The sequence below is a fragment of the Mycolicibacterium duvalii genome (assembly GCF_010726645.1).
GTDB lineage: Bacteria > Actinomycetota > Actinomycetes > Mycobacteriales > Mycobacteriaceae > Mycobacterium > Mycobacterium duvalii.
This window is the reverse complement of sequence record NZ_AP022563.1, coordinates 2,124,164-2,145,501: the sequence shown is the minus strand read 5'-3', so window position 1 is coordinate 2,145,501 and position 21,338 is coordinate 2,124,164. Positions and strand designations below refer to the sequence as shown.

Annotated in this window: 19 protein-coding genes; 10 read left to right on the top strand and 9 right to left on the bottom strand. The window is 65.5% G+C overall.

Going from position 1 to position 21,338, the window contains the following annotated elements:
- Window positions 1-24 precede the first annotated feature (24 nt).
- Window positions 25-609, bottom strand: a complete 585-nt coding sequence (locus G6N31_RS09965; protein ID WP_098003025.1) for a TetR family transcriptional regulator — start codon at window positions 607-609, stop codon at window positions 25-27.
- Between the two features lie 144 nt (window positions 610-753).
- Between G6N31_RS09965 and G6N31_RS09960 the strand changes: the two genes are divergently transcribed.
- Together G6N31_RS09960 and G6N31_RS09955 are read left to right on the top strand one after the other, a co-directional pair.
- Window positions 754-1,857 carry a DUF1214 domain-containing protein gene (locus G6N31_RS09960; RefSeq protein WP_098003026.1) on the top strand — a complete coding sequence of 368 codons (1,104 nt, stop codon included), beginning with the start codon at window positions 754-756 and terminating at the stop codon, window positions 1,855-1,857.
- Window positions 1,854-3,029 (top strand): sulfotransferase family protein, encoded by a 1,176-nt coding sequence (locus tag G6N31_RS09955; protein WP_098003130.1) that lies wholly within the window; start codon window positions 1,854-1,856, stop codon window positions 3,027-3,029. The genes G6N31_RS09960 and G6N31_RS09955 overlap by 4 nt, the downstream gene beginning before the upstream one ends.
- Before the next feature lie 2 nt (window positions 3,030-3,031).
- Here G6N31_RS09955 and G6N31_RS09950 read toward each other — a convergent pair whose 3' ends face one another.
- From G6N31_RS09950 to G6N31_RS09935, 4 genes are read right to left on the bottom strand one after another with little or no spacing between them, the layout of a single operon-like run.
- Window positions 3,032-4,186: an acyl-CoA dehydrogenase family protein gene (locus G6N31_RS09950; protein ID WP_098003027.1), complete on the bottom strand. Its 1,155-nt coding sequence runs from the start codon at window positions 4,184-4,186 to the stop codon at window positions 3,032-3,034.
- Window positions 4,183-5,673: a class I adenylate-forming enzyme family protein gene (locus tag G6N31_RS09945; RefSeq protein WP_098003028.1), complete on the bottom strand. Its 1,491-nt coding sequence runs from the start codon at window positions 5,671-5,673 to the stop codon at window positions 4,183-4,185. The genes G6N31_RS09950 and G6N31_RS09945 overlap by 4 nt, the downstream gene beginning before the upstream one ends.
- 9 nt (window positions 5,674-5,682) lie before the next feature.
- Window positions 5,683-6,903, bottom strand: coding sequence for a cytochrome P450 (locus G6N31_RS09940; RefSeq protein ID WP_098003029.1), 1,221 nt, complete (start codon window positions 6,901-6,903; stop codon window positions 5,683-5,685).
- 23 nt (window positions 6,904-6,926) lie between these two features.
- On the bottom strand, window positions 6,927-8,081 hold the full coding sequence (locus G6N31_RS09935; RefSeq protein WP_098003030.1) for a thiolase family protein: 1,155 nt from the start codon (window positions 8,079-8,081) through the stop codon (window positions 6,927-6,929).
- Between the two features lie 139 nt (window positions 8,082-8,220).
- On the opposite strand from G6N31_RS09935, the gene G6N31_RS09930 reads away from it, so the two are divergent.
- From G6N31_RS09930 to G6N31_RS09920, 3 genes are all read left to right on the top strand, one after another.
- On the top strand, window positions 8,221-9,720 hold the full coding sequence (locus tag G6N31_RS09930; RefSeq protein ID WP_098003032.1) for a class I adenylate-forming enzyme family protein: 1,500 nt from the start codon (window positions 8,221-8,223) through the stop codon (window positions 9,718-9,720).
- Between the two features lie 11 nt (window positions 9,721-9,731).
- Window positions 9,732-10,034, top strand: coding sequence for a hypothetical protein (locus G6N31_RS09925; RefSeq protein WP_098003131.1), 303 nt, complete (start codon window positions 9,732-9,734; stop codon window positions 10,032-10,034).
- 106 nt (window positions 10,035-10,140) lie between these two features.
- Complete coding sequence (locus G6N31_RS09920) at window positions 10,141-11,853, top strand: alpha/beta fold hydrolase (RefSeq protein ID WP_098003033.1); 1,713 nt, start codon at window positions 10,141-10,143, stop codon at window positions 11,851-11,853.
- Here the strand turns inward: G6N31_RS09920 and fadD12 are convergent.
- Window positions 11,839-13,488 (bottom strand): acyl-CoA ligase FadD12, encoded by a 1,650-nt coding sequence (gene fadD12, locus G6N31_RS09915; protein ID WP_098003034.1) that lies wholly within the window; start codon window positions 13,486-13,488, stop codon window positions 11,839-11,841. The two genes, G6N31_RS09920 and fadD12, sit on opposite strands and share 15 nt — an antisense overlap.
- 7 nt (window positions 13,489-13,495) lie before the next feature.
- Window positions 13,496-14,332, bottom strand: coding sequence for a 1-acyl-sn-glycerol-3-phosphate acyltransferase (locus G6N31_RS09910; protein WP_098003035.1), 837 nt, complete (start codon window positions 14,330-14,332; stop codon window positions 13,496-13,498).
- 69 nt (window positions 14,333-14,401) lie between these two features.
- Here G6N31_RS09910 and G6N31_RS09905 point away from each other — a divergent pair, with 69 nt between their 5' ends.
- Entirely contained in the window at window positions 14,402-15,790 is a 1,389-nt protein-coding gene (locus G6N31_RS09905) for a WS/DGAT/MGAT family O-acyltransferase (protein WP_098003132.1), read from the top strand.
- A gap of 88 nt (window positions 15,791-15,878) precedes the next feature.
- Window positions 15,879-17,003 carry an NAD(P)H-dependent amine dehydrogenase family protein gene (locus tag G6N31_RS09900; protein WP_133117677.1) on the top strand — a complete coding sequence of 375 codons (1,125 nt, stop codon included), beginning with the start codon at window positions 15,879-15,881 and terminating at the stop codon, window positions 17,001-17,003.
- Window positions 17,004-17,034: 31 nt separating this feature from the next.
- Here G6N31_RS09900 and G6N31_RS09895 read toward each other — a convergent pair whose 3' ends face one another.
- The gene (locus G6N31_RS09895; RefSeq protein WP_098003037.1) at window positions 17,035-18,276 is read right to left on the bottom strand and encodes an amidohydrolase family protein; all 1,242 of its coding nucleotides are present in this window, start codon (window positions 18,274-18,276) and stop codon (window positions 17,035-17,037) included.
- Between the two features lie 147 nt (window positions 18,277-18,423).
- Here G6N31_RS09895 and G6N31_RS09890 point away from each other — a divergent pair, with 147 nt between their 5' ends.
- On the top strand, window positions 18,424-19,026 hold the full coding sequence (locus tag G6N31_RS09890) for a TetR/AcrR family transcriptional regulator (RefSeq protein WP_098003038.1): 603 nt from the start codon (window positions 18,424-18,426) through the stop codon (window positions 19,024-19,026).
- A gap of 42 nt (window positions 19,027-19,068) precedes the next feature.
- Here the strand turns inward: G6N31_RS09890 and G6N31_RS09885 are convergent, their stop codons facing one another.
- A complete protein-coding gene (locus tag G6N31_RS09885; protein ID WP_098003039.1) occupies window positions 19,069-19,728 on the bottom strand; it encodes a TetR/AcrR family transcriptional regulator in 660 nt (219 codons plus the stop codon).
- A 268-nt stretch (window positions 19,729-19,996) separates the two neighbouring features.
- Between G6N31_RS09885 and G6N31_RS09880 the strand changes: the two genes are divergently transcribed.
- Both G6N31_RS09880 and G6N31_RS09875 read left to right on the top strand, forming a co-directional pair.
- Entirely contained in the window at window positions 19,997-21,142 is a 1,146-nt protein-coding gene (locus tag G6N31_RS09880) for a cytochrome P450 (RefSeq protein ID WP_234815261.1), read from the top strand.
- Window positions 21,142-21,336, top strand: coding sequence for a ferredoxin (locus tag G6N31_RS09875; RefSeq protein ID WP_098003041.1), 195 nt, complete (start codon window positions 21,142-21,144; stop codon window positions 21,334-21,336). The genes G6N31_RS09880 and G6N31_RS09875 overlap by 1 nt, the downstream gene beginning before the upstream one ends.
- The last annotated feature ends 2 nt before the right edge of the window (window positions 21,337-21,338 follow it).

Sequence of the window (21,338 nt, the reverse complement as noted above, 5' to 3'; positions counted from 1 at the left end):
GGGCGGGCCGGCCGATCGCGAGGCCTACTGAAACGACACGGATGTGAGAGCCTGCTGGACGCGTTCGGGCAGGTTTCCGCCGTCGCGCAGCCAGTCGTCGAGCGCTATGCGGACGGAGGCCATGGTCAGTGCGCCGATCAGTCTCGGGCGTGGGTCATCGGGCCGCAGGTCTGGCAGCCGGGGAGCGACCAACGCGGCGATCGCCTCCTCGTAGCCGACGTACACCTGCAGGGTCCACGCGGCCAATACCGGTGAGGAGCGGGTCAATGCGGCCAATTCCCGGACCTGGTCGTGGATCTCGGTGAAGCCGATGGCGAGTTCTGCGAACCCCGCGAGCACGGCCTCGTGTGCCGACAAATCGGGACTCTGGTCGGCGATCGTCGTCGTGATGAGGTCCAGCCAGCGACGCGTCATACCCTCGGCCACCGCGTCCTCTTTGGAGCTGAAGTATCGGAAGAACGTGGCACGGCCGATCTCTGCGGTTGCCGCGATCTGTTCGACGGTGGTCTTGGTGAGGCCCTGTTCGCCGATGAGCTGCGCTGCCGCATCGGCTATCCGGTCGCGTGTGGCCTTTCGCTTCCGGACGCCGAGCGGAACCTGCTGATACATCGTCTCAATATAGGGCGGCGTCTCAACATAGGCGGTGAGGTCTTCCCGCGAGATGAGACGCTGTATACAGTGAGACTATGTCTCATTAACTGTGCGCTCGCGGATGGCCGCACACGGGCAGCCTCGCCTGCCGGGACCGAAAGGATGGCAACTATGGAAAGCGCCTGGGCGTCAAAGGCTTTGGAAAGCTGGGCGTTTGTCCAGAAAATTCTCGCCGATATCACCGAGTCCGTCAGGTCAGATGCCGAGAACGAGCGCGAACTGCTCGAGGGGTTGCGCGTCGTCGCGCGGGTCACCGCGTTGTGCTCGGAATTGTCGGTAGACGCCGATCCCGACGCGCCGTGGTTCTTCGACATGTGCACCCCGGCGCGCATGATCGGTGGCCCCAACCCAGATGGCGGCTACTACCTGGCCATGATCCGCGGCGACCGGGCCTACCGGGTGAGCGGGCGTCGGGGCACCACCGCATACCTCGGTCTGCAGGTACTCGCAGGGATCGGTATGACGCCGCGGCGAATGGGCGCCTATGTGAGCGATCGCGATCTGGAGATCGACGAGGGAAGGTTCGACCTGGTCTTCTCCAGTGCCGAGCCGCCGGCCGAGGTACTCGACGGAGCACAGTGGATCCCGATGCCCGAGGATGCGTCATCGATCGTGGTGCGCGAGTATGTCGGCGACGCCGCCACCGAACAACCCGCGATCCTCGACATCCAGCCCCTCGGCGAGGTGGCCCCACCACCGCCGGTATCGGATGCCGAACTGGCAGAACAATTCACGTCCATGGCATGGACCATCGTCAAGCTCTCGACGCTGCACCGAACGATCAAACCCGAGCTGTTGACCGAGCTGAACACCATGGTCACCGCGGCGGCGGCCGACCTCGGCGCCGCCGACACCACACCGGACAACCTGTACATGATCGGCACCTTTGCGCTGGATCTCCACGAAACCCTCGTTCTCGAATTTGCGCCACCGGACACCCGGTACTGGAACGTCACCCTGGAGAACATCTGGCATGAATGCCTCGAACCGCGCCGTCGCCACAGTTCGGTGACGAACAGGGGGATCGAGCCGGGCGCGGATGGGTTGATCCGCATCGCCATCGGCGCCGACGACCTCGGCCACGGCCACTGGCTGGACACCGGCGGCCGCCACCGCGGCTTCGTGATTCTGCGGTGGCTCGACAATCCGGAGCCACCGGACGTGCAGGTCAGCGTGTGCGGCGCACAGAGTCCGGCCGACCGGTGAGTGCGGCTGATCGCCTGGTGCCCGACCGTCTCGTCGAGCAGGCCTGCGACCAGGCCGGTAGTGACGACTTCGGCAGCGATGACAGCTGGCGGGACGGGCTGGAACGGTTGACGCACGACTTCGTCAAGGAGGCACGCCTTTCGGACCTCGGAGTGGAGATCGCCGCCGCCGACGTGCTGAGGGCGCTGACGAATCGGCTGGAGATCACCCAGTGGCGCGTCGCCCATCCCGAGGTCGCCGAGCAGCAAATCACCCAACCCATCGTCATCGTGGGCCAACCGCGCACCGGGACGACCATCCTCTACGACCTGCTCGCCCAGGACCCTCAACTACGACCGCCCCTGACCTGGGAGGTCGACCGTCCCTTCCCGGTGCCCGACGTCCGGACCTACCACACCGATCCGCGTATCGCCGAGACACAGGCCAGCATCGACCTTGCCGAGCAGCTCATGCCGGGCTTCCAAGCATTTCACCCGATGGGGGCGCTCGTCGGCCAGGAGTGCGTCCGGATCACCGCCGGGCAATTCTGCAGCATGATCTTTTCGGTCCAGTACCGGCTGCCGAACTACTACCAATGGCTGCTGCACGAGGCCGATCACCGTGACGCGTACCGATACCATCGAAAGTTCCTGCAGCACTTACAATCCGGCGTACCGGGGCAGTGGCTGCTCAAGTCGCCCGCGCATCTCTGGCAACTCGACGTCCTGCTACAGGAGTACCCCGACGCCCTGATCGTTCAGACCCACCGCGACCCCCTCAACGTGATCTCGTCCGTCAGCGCGCTCACCGTGCATCTGCGCCGAATGGCATCGGAGCGCGCCGACATCCAGGAGGCCGCCGTCCAATGCCGCGAGGAGATCGTGGTCGGCCTGGAACGCGAGATGAGATTTCGCGACAGTGGCGTGCTGGCCCCGGACCGGGTCGTGGACGTGCACTTCGCCGACTTCATGCGAGACCCGTTCGCCACCATCGGAAACATCTATCGCAGCCTGGGCCGCGAGCTACCGGAGAGCACCGAGCAACGGATGCGGGACTACCTGGCGGCCCACCCCGGCGACGGCAGTGTCAGCCGGTACACCTGGGCCGACACCGGGCTCGACGCCGCAACGGTCCGCGACCAGGTCGCCGAGTACCAGCAGCGCTACGGCGTTCCCACCGAGACACTCAAGTGAGGTCAGGTCAACTTGATCAGCGTGGCCAGACGGTCCCAGTGTTGGGCCGGTGAGCCGAACACCACCTCGTCGGTCCGGGCCCGTCGCAGGTAGAGATGCGCGGAGTCTTCCCAGGTGAAGCCGATCCCGCCGTGAATCTGGACGTTGGCGTGCGCCGCGTTGCGCAGCGACTCCGAGCACACCGCCTTGGCCATGCTTGCGCGCCAGTCCGATTCGTCGGCGGCGCCCACGTTGCCGTCCAGTGCCTGCAGCGCCGCCTGCGAAGCCGAGCGCGCCCACTCGAGATCGACCAGCATGTCGGCGCACTTGTGTTTGATGGCCTGGAAGCTGCCGATGGGGCGGCCGAACTGCTCCCGGGTTCTGGCGTAGTCGGCCGCGATCTCAAGCACCCGCTCGCACGCCCCGACCTGTTCGGCCGACAGCACCGCCAGCGCCACACTGACATTGCGCTCGATGACGTCATCGACGGGACCGGCGGACAGCCGTATCGCGGGCGCGGTATTCAGCGTGATGGTGGCCATCGGACGGCTGCCGTCCAGCACGTCCTCGGGCTCGGTGACGACGGTGTCGCTCGACGGGTCGAGGAGGAAAACCGCGGGCTCACCGTCAGGGGCATTGGCGACCACGATGAGATCGTCGGCGACGGTGCCGCCGAGCACATGACGCACGGTACCGTCGACGTGCCATCCTTCGCCGGACTGAGTTGCCTTCAGCGTCACTGCATTCCGGTGCCACAGCCCGCCGTCCTCGGTGACGGCCGCCGCGGCGATCCGCCGGCCTTCGGCAAGCGCGGCGAGCCGCTTGTCCGCGTCGGGATCGTGCTCGGCCAAGTCGAGCAGCAGCCCTGTCGCCAGCACGGCGGAACTGATGAACGGCACCGGTGCCAGTGCTCGGCCCAATTCATGGGCGACCACCCCCAGCGCCGATGCGCCGTAGCCGGCGCCCCCTAGATGTTCGGGCAGCGCGATGGCCGCCACTCCCACCTGGTTGCACAACACGTCCCAGAGCGCAGGATCGAAACCGGAGCCGCCCTCGAGACTGTCCGTGCCCTCGCCGTAGGCGACGGCACGCACCCGCTCCTCGGAGGCCATCCGGTCGCAGGCAGCCCGTACTGACTGCGCGAGTTCCTGACGTTCGTCGTTCGCCAACGCTGTCATGGGTTTCCTCCTGTGATTCGCCGGGCCAGTTCGGATTTGGCCACCTTGCCCAATCCGGTCACCGGGAACTCGTCAACGATGACGAGGCGCTCCGGCCACTTCTGCTTCATCAGTCCGCGGTCGTCGAGGAACGCGCACAGTTCGTCGAGGGTGACATCACGATGGCGGGGCGATCGCCGCACCACCGCGCACACCAGCTCACCGCGCAGTTCGTCGGGCTGGCCCAGCACCGCGATGTCGTCGACGAGCGGATGAGCCAACAACTCGTTCTCGATCTCGTCGGGCGCGATGTTCTCGCCCTTACGGATGATCAGATCCTTGGTTCGTCCGGTGACCACGATGCGGCCGTCGGGCCGTAGGTGCCCGCGGTCCCCAGTGCGGAACCAGCCGTCGGCGGTCAGCGCTCGCTCCCACTGCTCGGTGTCGACATAGCCCGCTGCCAGATTGTCTCCGCGCACCTCGATCTCACCGCTCGGGGCGATCCGCACCTGTGAACCGGGGATCGGCCGCCCCGCGCTGCCCGCGAGTTGTTCGTCGGTGTCGGTCGCCTCGCTGACGCAGATCATCGGTGCCTCGGTCATGCCGTACGCGTGCACCACCCGAATGCCCAACCGTTGCCGTACCTGGTGGTGCACTTCGGGCGGGCAGGCGGCACCGCCACCGACCAGCATGCGCAGCGACGGCATCAGCATTTCGTCCGTGGCCGCGGCGATTTGAGCCGCCAATAGCATCTGGTAGAAGGCGGTGCTGGCGCCGGACACCGTCACCCGGTGTTCGGCGAGCAGCCCGGGCAGCTCCTCGACAGAGACCTTGGGGATCAGCAGCGCCGGAAAGTCGCCGAGCAGCGTGGCCACAACGTAGATGATTCCGCCGACGTGCGCGATCGGGAAGGCGATGTTGCCGACCTCGTCGGGATAGCTGCCCAGCCCCAGGTGGGAGACGAAGCCGCGGGAGGCATTGAGCAGGCTGGCATCTGTGTGCCTCACCCCCTTGGGACGACCGGTGGTACCCGAGGTGAAATACACCCAGTGCGGATCGGTCGTGGTGCGTGGCCCGTCCGGTTCGGCGTCGGGCCGCGGCGTTGTGCGCAGGAGGTCGAGCAGATCGTCCGGTATCACGACCGTCGGGATATCGGCGGGCGCGTTGCCTGCCGTCGACGGGTCGACCAACAGAATGTCGGCGCCCGCGACATCAAGTGTCGTGCGCACCTCGCGCTCGCGATAGAGGTGCAGTACCGGGGCCTGCGTGACGGACATGCGGGACAGTGCCAGCATCGTCACTGCCGCGTTGATGTGTGACGGCAACTGCCAGGCGACGGTCATGTCGGGTCGCACGCCGGCGTCCCGCAGCCACCGGGTGGCCGCCGAACTGAGGTCGGCGACCTGTGACACCGTCAGCGTCGCGCCCGCAACGTCCAGTAGCAGTGGCCGGTTCGGCCGTTCGGCCGCACAGTGGTCCAGAAGCCCTGCGATGGTCGAGATGGTCACGGGCAGAGGTCAACTGATCCGCGGGCCGGGCGTGAACTTGATCGGCAGCTTGCGTACGGCGTGCACCTCGCCAGCGTCCTCGAAACGCTCGTAGTCACCGGCCAGCTCGAAATCGGGCAGCCGCTCCAGTATCTGGGTGAGCATGACCTGGAACATCATCTTGGCGTAGTGCGAGCCGAGGCAGCGGTGGATACCCACGCCGAATGACATCTGCTTCTTGGCGTTCGCGCGGGCCAGATCCAGCTCGTCCGGATTCTCGAACATGGCCGGATCGCGGTTCGCCGCGGCCCACATCAGGATCGCCCGGTCACCCTGGGACAGCTGCTGGCCGTGGAATTCGGTGTCGCGCGACACCGTACGAGCCAGGCCGAGCGTCGGAGTGAACACCCGAAGCAGTTCGTCGGTGCCGGTCTTGATCAGGACCGGATCGGCGATCAGGCGGTCGCGCAATTCGCGGTCCTCGCAGAGTCGCAACAGCACGTTCCCAGTGAATCCGCTGGTCGTGTCCATACCGCCCAGCATCATCAGGAAGCCGTACATGGTGATCTGGATGTCGTCGAGCGGCTTGCCGTCGAGCGTGCCGCGCAGGATGTCGCTGAACAGATCGTCGCCCAGGCCCTCGGCGCGCCGCTGCTCCATCTGCTTGTTGATCTCGCCGAACAGTTCCATGCCCGCCATGGCGGCATTGTCCGGATCGTGTGCCCGGTCGTGCACGGTGGTGTGCACCCAGTGCACCCAGTCCAGGTACCGCGACTCGTCCCAGTTCAGCAGCCGCAGAATCAGCCGGGCCGGCATCGGGGTCGTCAACTCCCCGACGATGTCGCACTCACCGCGTTCGATGAATTCGTCGATGGCCGCGGTGGTCATCTCGACGGCTATCTCTCGTGCCTTCTCTGCCGACCCGGGGGAGAACTGCCGCAAGGTCACCTGGCGCAGCTCCAGGGTCTGCGGTGGATCGGATTCGATCGGCAGGATCGGGAACGGCATGCCGCTGGCCGGCACACCGACCGACGGATAGGAGTTGAACAGCTCGTCGTCGCGGGCCGCGTCGAACACCGATGAGTAGTCGGTCAGCGCCCAGAAACCGTCGTAGTGGTCGGAATGCGCGACAGGGCAACCCGATTCACGCAACTCACGGAACCGGCCGTACGGGTCTTCGCGGAACTCAGGAGAATGGTGATCCAGATCCACTTCGGCGCGCGGACAATGTTGAGTCCGGGTGTCGGACATCGGCACTTTCCTCCCGCTGGCGGTTACTTGGACAGAATCGCGACCGCGGCTGTCCCGGGCGCCCCGTACAGCTGAGCCAGGCCGACTCGCGGGTCATCGGGTACCTGACGATCGCCAGCGGTGCCGCGCAATTGCTGCACCAGCTCGTAGACCTGGCGCAGGCCCGATGCGCCGACCGGCTCGCCATTGGCCAGCAAGCCGCCGTCGGTGTTGACGGGCAGGCGACCGCCGATCTTGGTGGCACCGTCGGCCAGCAGAGCCTCCTGCTCGCCGTGCTTGCACAGGCCGGTCTCGGCCATGTGGATGATCTCCGAGCCGGAATCGGTGTCCTGCAGCTGTGCGACGTCGACGTCCTCGGGACCGATGCCGGCCAGTTCGTATGCCGCCGCGGCCGCCTCGGCCGTGGTGCCGGGCACGATGGGCAGTTCGATCGACGTCCGCAGCAGTTCGTACGCGCCTTCGCGCCGGCTGCGCAGTGCCGTCGAACGCAGGTAGATGGGAGTGTCGGTGTACTGCTTGGCCTTGTCCGCGCGGCACACCACCACTGCGGCGGCGCCCTCGTTGGGGTTGCAGTACATGTACTGGCGCAGTGGTGCATTCACGACCGGCGAATTGAGGATCGCCTCGATGCTCATCGGCTTGCGGCGCCACGCGTGCGGCGCCAGCGCACCGTTTTCGAAGTTCTTGGCGGCGACCCTGGCCAGCGTCTCCTCGCTGATGCCGTGATCGTGCATGTATCGCATGATCTTGGTGCCGAAGTAGTGCGTGGTCAGGAACATGCCCTGATCCCCGTACCACTGCGGCAGCCCGGACACCGAGGGGTCGGCGCCGAAGGCGCCTCGCGGATGCTTGTCCAAGCCGACGCCGACCGCGATATCGGCCTCGCCGAGTTGCACGTCGCGGGCGGCGAGGGTGAGCAGGGAGTTCCCGGTGGCGCAGCCGCTCAGCGTTGCCCGCGCCGGCAGCCCGGTCATGCCGGCCAGGCCGGTGACCGCCTCGGGGTTGTTCACCTCCAGGCTGCCCGCATATAGGCTGCCCACGTCGGACCAGGCCACACCGGCGTCCTGCAGCGCCCTGCTGATCGCGACGGCACCCATTTCCAGTGCCGAGCGATCCTCGTACCGCCCGAACGGGTGGAGTCCGACGCCGATGATGGCGATCTCGGGCGTGCTACTCATTGTTCTCCTGGGGTGTGCTTTGACTCAAGTGCGCTAACTCTATAACCATATAGCTGATTCTAGGGCTCGGGTCTAGAATCGCCTCACCGTTCCATTGCGGTGGACTGGCTGATGAAGTTGCGGGTGAAAGCTGAGGGCGTTGAGCATTTCGTTGTTGTTGGAAATGGCGGTGTCGGGCCATCCTGAGCGGATTGCGCTGGTAGATGGCCCTAACCGGTTGACCACCGCCGAACTCAGCGAGCTGGCCGACGGCGGCGCGGGTGTGATCGCCGCCTCGGATGCCGAGCACGTGGTGTATGTCGGGTCGGGCGGCGTCATGCAGCCGTTGCTGATTTTCGCGTCGGCGCGCGCGGGCAGGGCATACACGCCGATCAACTACCGGCTGAGTGCCGAAGGTGTCCAGGAGCTGATCGGGCGGCTGCCCGACCCGCTGGTGATCGTCGACGAGCGCTATCGCGAGATGATCGGTGACGCAGGCAAGCGCGTACTGAGTTCCGAGGAATTCCTGGCCGCGGCGCCCACCGCGGAACCGGCCGCGGAGTTCGCCGATCCCGAGGCCGTCGCGATCGTTCTGTTCACCTCGGGCACCACCTCGAAGCCGAAGGCCGTCGAGCTGTCCCACGCAAACCTGACCAGCTACATCACCGGAACGGTCGAATTCGATTCGGCTGACGACACCGACGCGGCGTTGATCTGTGTGCCGCCGTATCACATCGCCGGGGTCAATGCGGCGATGTCGAACCTGTACGCCGGTCGCAAGATGGTCTACCTGGCCAATTTCGACGCCCGCGACTGGGTGCGGCTGGTTGCCGACGAAAAAGTCACCACCGCGACCGTGGTGCCCACCATGCTCGACCGGATCGTCACGGCCCTTGAGCAGGAGCCGGTGGAACTGCCGACCCTGCGCAACCTGGCTTACGGCGGGTCGAAAGTCGGCCTTCCGTTGGTGCGCAAAGCGCTTCAGCTGCTGCCACACGTCGGCTTCGTCAACGCCTACGGTCTGACCGAGACCAGCTCCACTATCGCGGTTCTGACTCCCGAAGACCACCGCACCGCGCACGGCAATCCCGACGAAGCCGCGGCCAAGCGGCTGGGCTCGGTCGGCCAGCCGGTGCCGGGCATCGAGGTGCAGATCCGGGGCGATGACGGCAGTGTGCTCGGGCCGGGCGAGGTGGGCGAACTCTTCGTGCGGGGTGAGCAGGTTTCCGGCAAGTACACCGGCATCGGGTCGATGCTGGACGAGCAGGGCTGGTTTCCCACCAAGGACATCGCGATGCTCGACGACGCGGGCTACCTGTTCATCACCGGGCGCTCTGACGACACCATCATCCGTGGTGGGGAGAACATCGCGCCGGCCGAACTGGAGGATGTCCTCGTCGAGCATCCGCACGTGCACCAGGTTGCCGTGGTGGGGGTTGAGGATCCGCAGTGGGGCCAGGCTATTGTCGCCGTGGTCGTCCCGGCTGCAGGTGTCGATCCGGATGCCGACGAATTACGTGAACACGTCCGCAAGTTCTTGCGAGGATCACGCACGCCGGACCGCGTCGTCTTCTGCGACGAGTTGCCGACCAACGCCACCGGAAAGCTCCTGCGCCGCGAGATCATCGAAAACCTCCGCGACGCAAACGCCGATAAGTGAAGGGACACAACATGTTCAAGAACGGAACTCGACTGCAGAGCCAGGTGTGCGACACCCAGGTCATCGTCGTCAAGTCCAGTGAGAGTCTCGACGATCTGCGGTGCGGCGGTCAGCCGATGCTGCCGCTGGATGCCGCCCGCCCTGACGGTGCCACGCCGGACCCGGCGTTCGCCGACGGCAATGCGATGGGCAAGCGCTATGTCGACGCGACCGATGCCGAAGTCCTCGTCACCAAGGCGGGTGCGGGGACGCTGACTGTCGGGACCACGGCGCTGACGCTCAAGGAGGCCAAGCCGTTGCCCGCCAGCGACTGATCAGTTCAACCCTCAGCCGAATTGCTGGGTTCCGCCGAACCGGTGAAATGACCGTCGCGTCGTCGGTACCGTGATCCCACCTTCCCCAACGCCGAAGAGTGGCAGCATGGCATACCGATCCTTCGTCTGGCTGATCGCGGCAATGCTGGCCGTCGGAATGTGGCTAGTCGTGCTCGCGGGTGCCGGCGTCGCGGCGGCTGGCCCCGAGCCCGGTTCGGACTCGGGATCGAACACGCCGAAGTCCTCGGAGTCGTCTGAGTCGTCGAAGCTCTCGAAGCCCTCGGATACCGCCGAGAATTCCGACCCGGACAAGCTGCCGACGCCCGGGTCCGCGTCGGCTCACCAACTCGGCGACACGACGACGCCGGCGCAGGGTTCCGGAGCGGTCGAGTCCGAGCCGGAATCGGAGCCCGCCGACGAGGACGTGACCACCGAGGAACCGGTCGAGCCGGAGTCCGCCGACGAACCGTCGCAGCCCACGGTCGACCGTCCCGACAGGCGCTCAGCCGCTGTGGCCCGGACCGTCCGCGAGGAGCCCGAGGCCGTGCCAGCCTCGGGGGAACACCCGGCGGCCGTCACCAAGAACCCGTCGAGCGCTGACCCCGCTCAATCCGCGACCGAGCCCGCTGCTACCCTCACCGAGGAGCCGGCAGCCGTGTCGCTCGCGGTCGCCGAAGACCCTGTTCCAGAGCCCGGTGCGGCGCCGACCACGGCCACGATGATCGCGATGGCAGCCGCGCCGAACACTTCTGCGGCCTTTGCGAACCCGCCGTCGGTACTCGATCTGCTCGGCACGGTCTTCTTCAACATCTTCACGATCGGGTTCCATCTGTTCCAGGGTCCTCCGCAGCTGCCGCCTGGCAGCACGGTGACCCTGCGTACGTCCGCGCTGGAGATTGCGCCCGGCCGCGAGGTGCCTGCCGACTGGTACGTGCCCGAGAATGCCGACCTGGAGCGCTTGATCTACTTCCAGCACGGCTTCATCACCAACGCGAGGTCCTACAGCTACACCCTTGCGGCGCTGGCCGAGGAGACACACAGCATCGTCGTCGCCCCGTCGCTGACATCGAACTTCTTTGCGCCGGATGCGTTTTGGCTCGCCGGAGTCCCGATGCAGCAGGCCATCGCCCGATTGTTCGTCGGTGACCGGGACGCACTGACGGACAGCGCGAGCCAGGCCCTCAACTACGACGTGGCCCTGGGGCAGCGCGTCGTGCTGATGGGTCACTCCTACGGCGCCCAGGCCGTCGTCGGCGCGGCGGGTGCCATGGACGACGGCACGATCGCCGACGTGGCCGGCATCGTGCTGCTCGACGGAGTCTCCAACGACCGCGACTTCCTCGCGTTGGGCGACCTACCGGCGACGCTGCCGGTGTACAACTTGTCGTCGGCCGGCTCCTTCTTGAGCGGGTATGGTGCCGTCAGCGACGCGTTGGCGGCTCAGCGACCCCACGCATTCAACGGGTTCCAACTGGCCGGTGGTTCACACGTCGACACGATGCAGGGCGGGAATCCGATCGTCCAATTCATTGCCAACGTCGTCACGGGAAATCCGCTGACCGAGAATGTCGAGGCGGCCAAAAGTCTGATCGCGGGCTGGGCCAACGACATGTTCGCGGGAACCGACGAGGGCAGCTACGCTGCGGCGGGCGCAACCATCCAGATTCCGACTCGCGCGGGCAGCGCGACGGCGACCGCTGTGCCGGTACCGAGCACTCCACTGGGATTGTTCGACCAGATTCTGCTGGCCTTAGGCGACTTCGCCGTGTCGACGTTCTTCAACTTCGAACCGACCGAGGGTGGGCTAGTCCTGATTTGAGTCCTTGGTCGCGTTCCGTTCGAGAACGGCTCGAAGTTCGGCACGGACGATCTTGCCCGTGCTGCCGCGGGGCAGTTCGTTGAGTACCAGGAGTTCGCGGGGCACCTTGTAGTTCGCCAGGTTTTCCCGGACGTGCGCCTTGAGCGTGTCGGGCGTCGCGGACGCTGCATCGGTCAGGACGACGAACGCCGTGAGGCGCTGGCCGTACTGCGCGTCGTCGACGCCCAGCACCGCGGCCTCCGCGACGTCGGGGTGGGCAGCAAGCGTCTTCTCCACCTCGATCGGATAGACGTTCTCACCGCCGGAGACGATCATCTCATCGTCACGGCCGACCACGAACAACCGCCCGGCCGCATCGAGGTAGCCGACGTCGCCAGAGGACATGTAGCCGTCGTGAAAGTCCTTGGTGGCCCCGGAGGTGTAGCCGTCGAACTGAGTGGAGTTGCGCACATAGATCGTGCCGACTTCTCCGGTGGGTTGTCCGCGAAACTCGCTATCGAGGATGCGGATGTCGGTTCCCCCGGCGGGCCTGCCGGCGGTGTCGGGCGCCGAACGCAGGTCCTCAGGTGTTGCCGTCGCAATCATGCCCGCCTCGGTGGCGTTGTAGTTGTTGTAGATGACGTCACCGAACCGATCCATGAACTTGATGACGACGTCGGGGCGCATCCGTGAACCCGAGGCGGCCGCAAAGCGCAGTGAGCGGCCGCTATAGCGGGCGAGAACGTCATCGGGCAGGTCGACGATCCGGTCGAACATGACCGGCACGACGCACAGTCCGGTGGCGCGGTGTTCGTCGACGAGGGCCAGGGTGGCCTCGGGGTCGAACTTGCGGCGGGTCACGATGGTGCACGCCATCAGAGCCGCGAACGCCAATTGTCCGAAGCCCCAAGCGTGGAACATGGGCGCGACGATGACGGTGGTCTCCTCGGCCCGCCACGGAGTGCGGTCGAGAATCGACTTCAACGCGTCGGCACCGCCACCAGCATGCTTGGCGCCCTTGGGAGATCCGGTGGTACCCGAGGTCAGCAGGATGAGCTTCGAGGTGCGTTCGGACGGAGCGGGACGTTGACCGAGGTGCGCTTCGATCAGTCCGGCGACGTTGGTTGCGTGTGCGCCGGGATCGTCCGTCCATGCCACGATCTGGGCCGCCTGTGGGCGGTCCTTGAGTGCCCGGGAGATGGACGGAGCGAATTCCTCGTCGTAGATGACGACGTCCACTTCCTCGCGGGCCAGCACCTCGGCCAGTGCCGGCCCGGCGAACGACGTGTTCAGCAGCAGTACGTCCGCGCCGATCCTGTTGGCGGCGATGAGTGACTCGACGAACCCGCGGTGGTTGCGGGCCATGATCCCGATGACGTTGACATCGTCGGGCAGACCCTGCAACGCCGCGGCCAACGCGTCGCTGCGCTGATCGAGTTCACGCCAGGTCAGCGTTCCGAGTTCGTCGATCAGAGCGCAACGGTCGGGGCACCGTTGGGCGGCGATCGCGAACCCCGTTGCGGCGCTCATCCCCTCGCGCCGGACCGCCGCTGCCATGCGCACATAACGATCGGGCCGCATCGGGGCCAGCACACCCGCGCGAGCCAGGGTGACCAGCAGGCCGGCTGTCTGATTCAGTCGTTCGAGGAGGGTCATCGGCGGCTCAACCGATCACAGGGAAGCGACGTTCGGTGGCGAGCGCGTCGAGGGCTTGTTGCATGACGTGCCGGACGTGGGCGTCGACCTCGTCTACATCTGGGTCCTCGCCGAACTCTGCGACCACGTCGATGGGTGGCAGCACGTGCGTAACAATCTTGGTCGGCAGCGGCAGATTGACCGGAAGCACTGCGCTCACACCGAACGGGAAACCGAAGGAGATCGGCAGTATCTTGACCCGAAGAAGTTTGTCCAGCCGCGTCGCCTTCGCCAACCACTCGCCACGGGTGAGGAACAACTGGTTCTCCTGGCCGCCGGTCGATACCGACGGCACGATCGGCACGCGGGCATTCAGGGCAACGCGTACATAGCCGGTGCGGCCGCCGAAGTCGATCGTGTTCTCCGCTGTCGTCGGCCGGTAGACGTCGTAGTCGCCGCCGGGAAAGACCACGACGACACCACCGGCGCGTAAGGCCTCGTCGGCGTTCTGGTGGCTGGCCGGAATGAAACCGGTCCGCTTCAAGAAGTCGCCCGTCGGCCCCAAGAAGAGGATGTCGTGGCTGAGCGTGTAGACGCCCCGGCCGTAGCCGAACTTGGCGTAGAAATCGGTGGCGAAGACCGGCACGTCCATCGCGAACAACCCGCCCGAGTGGTTCGCGACCACCAGCGCGCCGCCGGGCGGGAAATCGTCGAGTCCACGCACCTCAGCGCGGTGCCAGCCCTTGATGATCGGCCGGATCAAACCCATCAGCCGTTCGGTCAGTTCTGGATCCCACTTGGTAATGGCCGACTGCTCGATGTCGGATGGATTCACCTGGCCCCCTGAATAGAAGTCGTTAGACATTTAGATGTTATCCAGCGCGCACGGTGGGTACCGGAATATCCTGATTCCGATGCGGATGCTGGAGGAGTGGTGAAGAGGCTTGGCGGCTGGGACGCGGTCCTGCTGTACAACGAGACTCCCAACTTGCACCAGCACACCCTCAAGGTGGCGGTGATCGACGCATCGGACTGTGAGGGGTTCGGATTCGACCGCTTCCGCCAGACGTTGGCACGGCGGCTTCACCTGCTCGAGCCGCTGCGGTATCAATTGGTCGAGATTCCAGGCCGGTTCCATCGCGCGATGTGGTTGGAGAACTGCGACGTCGACCTCGACTATCATGTCCGGCGCATGACGATCAGCCCGCCCGGTGGTCGCCGGGAACTCGATGCGGCGATCGGTGAGGTGGCAGGGACTCCGCTGGATCGCAGCCGGCCGCTGTGGGAGTTCCACTTCGTCGAGGGCATGGCGGACAATCGGTTCGCCATTATCGGCAAGGTCCACCACGCCCTGGCTGACGGCGTCGCCTCAGCGAATCTGTTGGCGCGTGGAACGGATCTTCCGAACGCCCCGCAATCCGAGCGAGACGACTATCGCGCGGACCCCATCCCCTCGGATGCGCAACTGATCCGGTACGCGATGCGCAATCACGTCGACCATCTCAAGGAGCTTCCTCGCCTAGTGTGGGACACGGCCAAAGGGGTACGGCGGGTGCGCCGCAAGTCCACGTCCACACCCGGGCTTGCTCGCAACTTTCACCCCCCGGCGACCTTTCTGAACCACGTCGTGTCACCTGGACGCACCTTCGCCAGCGCCACGCTCGAGCTCGACGACGTCAAGGCGACCGGCAAGCATCTAGGTGTCACGATCAACGACATGGTGCTTGCGATCAGCACGGGTGCCCTTCGCACTCTGCTGCTGAAGTACGACGGACATGCCGACGAGCCCCTGCTGTGTGGCGTGCCGATGAGCATCGATACGTCACCGGAGCGGATCTCGGGCAACGCGCTGGGAACGGTGCTGGTGTCGCTTCCGACGCACGTCTCCGATCCGCTCGAGTGGGTGCGCCTGTCCCGGATCGGCGCGATGATCGGCAAGGAGAACACTGCGCTGCTCGGTCCCGAACTTGTCAGCCGGTGGGCCAGCTACGCTCCACCTGCACTGACGGAGTGGATGTTTCGCCGCATCGCGATCAGTGATTCTCCCAACAGGCTGATCAATGTTCCGGTGTCGAACGTGCCGGGGCCGCAGCAACCGGCGCGGATCGATGGCGCGCCGATCGAGGAGTTCTTGTCAGTCGGGCCGCTCACCTTCGGCGTGGGAGTCAACATCACCGTCTGGAGCTATGTGGGCAAGCTCAACATCTCGGTACTCGCGGACGACGCGACGTTCGACGATCCACACGAGGTGACCCGCGCGATGGTCGACGCGTTCGCCCACATCCGTCAGGCGGCCGGGCTGCCTGCAGAGATGACGCCATAGGTAGATCGCGCTGTGTGTGCTCGCGCAGGTCACCGGGCGGTGGCTCCAACACAGCACTCTTCGAGGAGGTACTGCTGATGGACCTGGTGTGGCCGCTGCGGCCCTGTGCGTACTGGACGGCGCCATGACCGGACGACGACGGCGCGTAATCCACTGCGGAACAGGAACCATCGGTGAACACGGGCTCCGGTCGGTAATCGGACACCCCGACCTCGAGTTGGTCGGCCTGCTCGCCCATACGCCGGACAAACTTGGCCGTGACGCCGGGGAGCTTGTCGGTCTACCTCCGGTCGGGGTGCAGGCCACCGACGACCTCGCCGGACTCCTCGCGCTCGATGTGGACGCCCTGGGTTATTTCGCACCGACAATGGGTCGTGAAGATGAAGCCGTCCAACAGATTTCAGCGTTCCTCGAGCGGGGTGTGAACGTCTCCACGCTGGTGCTGAGTGGGCTCGTGGACCCGTCTTCGGTCAACCCGTCAGTGGTGACGACGGTGGAGCGTGCCGCCGAACGTGGCCAGGCCAGCTTCTTCACCACCGGCATCGAACCCGGCTTCATCACCACCCAGTTCCCGATCACGATGTTGTCCATCTGCTCGAACATCGAATCGGTCCTGACCACCGAGTACTTCAACTACGGGAATTACCCGGACCGTCGATTCATCTTCGACGTCATGGGGTTTGGCAAGCCCGCCGATTACGTGGGCGCGATGTTCGTTCCCGGTGGACCGGTTTCCTACGACACGCTGTGGGGTGCCGCCGTCCTCTGGCTTACCCGCCAGCTCGGGGCCGAACCTGAGCGACTGCAGCTGCAACGCGACGTCTGGGTCACGAACGAAGACTTCGAGATGGCCGCCGGCGTCGTACCTGCCGGAACCGTCGGCGCGATCCGGTTCCAGATCCAGGCGATCGTCGACGGCGCACCTCTCGTGGTCGCCGAGCACGTGAACTTCGGCCACGAAAGCGCTGCGCCGCAATGGGATCGTCCCCAACTCGGCGACAACGGCGTGTATCGGGTCATCGTCCGGGGCAAGCCCGACTTCGACGTCCAGATGGTGTTCGACGGCCGTCACGCCGGTGCCCTCGGCGGTCGCCTGGCCTGTGCCAATCACGTCGTCAACGCCATCCCCGCCGTCTGCGCGGCTCGGCCCGGCATCCTGTCGGTCGTCGACCTCGCCCCGTACACCGGCCGCGTAGCGACTCGCGGCCGGTGACGGTCCCCAGACCTAGCGCCGGAATTTTGCCTTAGGCGTTGGCCAGCGCGGGCGGCTTGATGGCGTCGGGGTCGGGGTTGGCGATCGGCAGGCCCATGAAGCGGCGCGCATTGTCACCCATGAAGTCATAGGTGCGGCGAACGTCCATGCCCTCGGCGTACTTGAAGTAACCCTTCGGAGTGGCCAGGCCCTCTGGGTGGGGCCAGTCGGAACCGAACATCACCTTGTCCCAGCCGACCGTCTCGACGACGTCGGCCACCGAGCCCTCCCAGAACGGACTGACCCAGCAGTTGCGGCGGAACACGTCGTGCGGGTGTTCCGGGAAGTTCTGCGGCATCTTGCCATAGGTCGACGCTAGATCGTCGAAGAGTGGCTTGATCCAAGCACTTCCGTTCTCGACGCTGGCGATCCGCAAGTTCGGGAACCGGGACAGGGTGCCGTGGCAGATTAGGCTGGTCAGCATGTCAGCAATCTCGCGGTGTCCGAGGGCGGTCCACTTGAACGCCGACATCTCGAATGCGCTGCTGGTATCGGCCGGTTCCCACATCTCGATGTATTCCTGCAGCGGCGGTTGGCTGGCGTGCAGCACGATCGGCAGACCAGCGGCCTCGACATCGCGCCAGAACGGATCGAACTCCGGCAGCGCCGGTGAGCGCCAACCCTTGTAGCCCTTGACCGGGGCCGGTTTGATCAGGGCGACCTTGGCCCCGTTCTCCAGGATGTAGTCGAGTTCGCGGCGAGCTTCGTCGAGGATGCCCAGGGTGAGGACGGGGGTGGAGTAGATCCGGTCGGCGTGGTTGAAGCCCCAGTGTTCGAGCATCCACTGGTTGAGGGCGTGGATGATCGCGGCGGTCAACTCGGGATCCTCGGCTGAGGAGTGCTCGACCAGATTGGCCAGGGTGGGGTAGTTCAAGCACGCGTCGACGCCTTGGCCGTTGAGCTCGGCGATGCGGTCCTCGGGGTTGCGCGCACCCGGCGGGCAGTCGATGCCACGCCCAGACATCTCGCGCATCGACAGTCCCTCGGGGTTCTGGCCGGAGTAGAACTTCTCGTGCGCTCCCGGAGCGGCGACCCGCTCGAACGTCGGATTCGGCATGTAGTCGGTGATCTTGTTCAGGATCGCGATCCGGGTGTGTCGGCCGATCTTGACGAACTGCACCTTCGACTTGTACTTCTCCGGCAGGAACTTCAGCAGCGCGTCGGGTGTCTCGTACATGTGCTGGTCGGCATCGAAGATCGGCGCGTCTGTGAACTGATCGGTGGACTGTGTCATCGCTGTGCCTCTCACTGCTTGCTTCTTGGGCTTGAACCGAGCTTTGCGCAACTTGACGTATATGTCAAGTGTGCTTGTTAAATGGGCGTCAAACTGCTCTTGCCAGCGGTGATTGCACTTGACGGTGGTGTCATATAGATTCCTGGCATGACGGTGATATCCGATGCCCGATCGAATGATCTGACCGACAGCAGTCGTGGAGAGCGGACGCGTTCGGCAATCCTGGACGCCAGCCGCCGGCTGTTCCTGGAACGCGGCTACTCGGGTACGCCGATCAACGCGATCACCGAGGCCTGTGGCATATCGCGGGCCGGTTTCTACACCTACTTCAAGGACAAGCGCGAGATCTTCAACGTCCTCGGCCAGAACAGCTACCGAGAGGTCCTCGCGGTCGTCGCCGAGTGGTCCGAGGCCGCCGCGCCGTTCGGTCCGGCTGACGTCCGCGAGTGGGTCGGCCACTACTTCGACTTCATGGATCGGCACGGCGCGTTCGTGATGGCCTCGGCCTACTCGGCGCCCGACGACGATGAGTTCCGCGCCTCGCGCAACCGGATGGTGACGCGGGTGTCCTGGAAGCTGGGCCAGGCCATCGCCGGGGACGGCGCACACTCACCGGAGGTCATCGGCGTCGCCGTCACCGGGCTCCTGGACCAGGCCTGGTACACCCTGCACCGGCAGACGGTTGCCGTCGATCGCGACGAGATGATCGCAGTGGTCGCCGAGATGATCGTGCCGATGGTTCGTCGCTGAGGGGTTGCGGCGGCGTGGCCCTGTAGCTCGGATCCTGTCCTGTCAGTTGCGATTCGGTGGCCCAGGCGGCGGCGCGATCACGGACGCGATCAGGAAGTTGCGCAGCACACCTTCATCGCCGCCGTCGTGCGGTGCACCGGGCTCGGTCGCCAGGCTGAAGCTGACCCGCCATATCCACCGCAGGATCGCCTCGATCGGCACGTCGGCGCGCACGTGACCGTCGGCCACGGCCTGGGCCAACGGTGGGCCCAGGGTCTCCCCGGCCAAGGCGTGCCATTCCTCTGATGCCATCGCGGCGTGCATGGTCAGTCCGGCCGACTCACCGGGGCGCAGCAGCAACGCCATCGCCGGCGAGTTTCGGGTCCCCTGTAGTCCGTGCAGCGTGGCCTTGATCAGTTGCTCGGTGAATGGCTCGTCGGTGTGGAAGTTGGCCTTCGCCGCGGTGAGGACCGAGCGGGCCGATCGCACGAACGATGCCGAAATGATCGCGCTCTTCGACGGGAAATAGGAGTACACCGTCGTCCGGTGCACGCCGGCCACCTGGGCAATGTGGTCGATCCGAGTCCGCGCCACACCTCGTTCGGCGTAGCAGGCGTCGGCGGCGTCCAGCAATCTCTCGCGTGCTTCATCGTCGCTGGTCGGCACATTGGTGCCCCAGTGTGTGTTCCGCTCGCCGGCATCCTGCCGCTCTGCACTCACCATTGACGAGAACACTACAAGATCTCTAGCCTATAGTCCGAACAACAGAATTTGAAAATTGTTGTCTTCGTGAAAGGCTGAATCGCGTGGATCAGAGCCCACCCCTTGTTCGGATGGCTCTTCGAAGTGGTGGGTCCGATCCGGCTGGCCTTCCTACCGCCGAAATCCCTGGTCCCCTGACCGTCGCCCACCCGCCGCACCGGTGTCACAAGAATCGAGGCTCGATATGACAAGCGAAGCAGTACAGCGGATTTCGATCGAAGAATTGCCCATGCCCGAGGCTCGGGACGACGCGTGGCGAACGCTGAGTGAGTGCCCGTTGGCGCTGGTGGACGACGGGTACGCCGCCACCGGGCGCGACATCGTCGAGACAGTCCTGAAGAACCCGTCGATCTTTTCGTCGCAGAAGGCCTTCGACGTCCTGGGAAGTCCGGTTCCGTTGGTGCCCATTGCTTTCGACCCACCGGAGCAGACACGCTATCGCCGCATACTGCAGCCCTTCTTCAGCCCGCGGGTGATCAAGCCGCTGGAGGACGAACTTCGCCAGCAGGTCATCGACCTCGTCGAGCCCATCGCCGCCAAGGGTCAGTGCGATTTCATCGCCGAAGTCGCCGGGGTCTATCCGGTTCAGGTGTTCCTGACGTTGTTCGGGCTTCCGCTGGACATGCGCGATCAGTTCGTGGAGTGGAAGAACGCCGTGCTGGGGTTGACGGCCGCCGGCGGGGCAACCGCGGTGGACGAGGCTGCGCAGGAGGGCATGCAGAAGGCAGCCGAGCTGTTCATGTACCTGTCCGAGCTCATCCAGAAACGCCGTGGCGTACCGGGAGATGACGTGTTGAGCCAGGTCCTCAACATCGGACCTCCCGACGCACTCAGCGATGAGGAGGCCATCGGTCTGTGCTTCCTGTTCGTCCTCGCGGGCCTCGACACGGTCATGGACGCACTGGGATTCGGCATTCAGCGGCTCGCCCAGAACCCAGACCGGCGCCGTGAGTTGGCCGGGGACCTCTCGCTGGTTCCCGCGGCCACCGAGGAACTGCTGCGGCTGGACCCGCCGGCTCCGTTCCTGCCGCGGGTCACGGCCGAAGAAACCACGCTGGGCGGCCAGACGCTGCCGGAGGGAACGCGGATCAGTGGCTACCTCGCGACAGCCAACCGGGACGAGGAGCTGTTCAAGGATGCGTGGAACATCGACTTCCACCGGCCCGAGAACCGGCATATCAGCTTCGGCATGGGTGTGCACCGCTGCCTCGGCTCGCACCTGGCCCGGCTGGAGATGAACCTCGTCTACGAGGAGTGGCACAAGCGCATCCCGGAGTACCACATCACGCCCGGCACCACGCCGCGTGTGCACTGGCCGCGCGGCACCACCGGTCTCGACTCCCTGCACCTGACCGTCGGGAATCCGGGTGCCTGATGAAGGTGTCCATTAATCCGGATGTCTGCACGGGTCATGGCCTGTGCTATGTCGATGCGCCCGACATCTTCGTCGATGACGACCAGGGCTACGGCCAGGTCATCGGCGACGGCACCGTGCCCGAGGGGGCAGAAGAATCGGCTCGCCACGCAGAGCGGAACTGCCCCGAAGGCGCCATCTCCATCGAGGAGTGAGG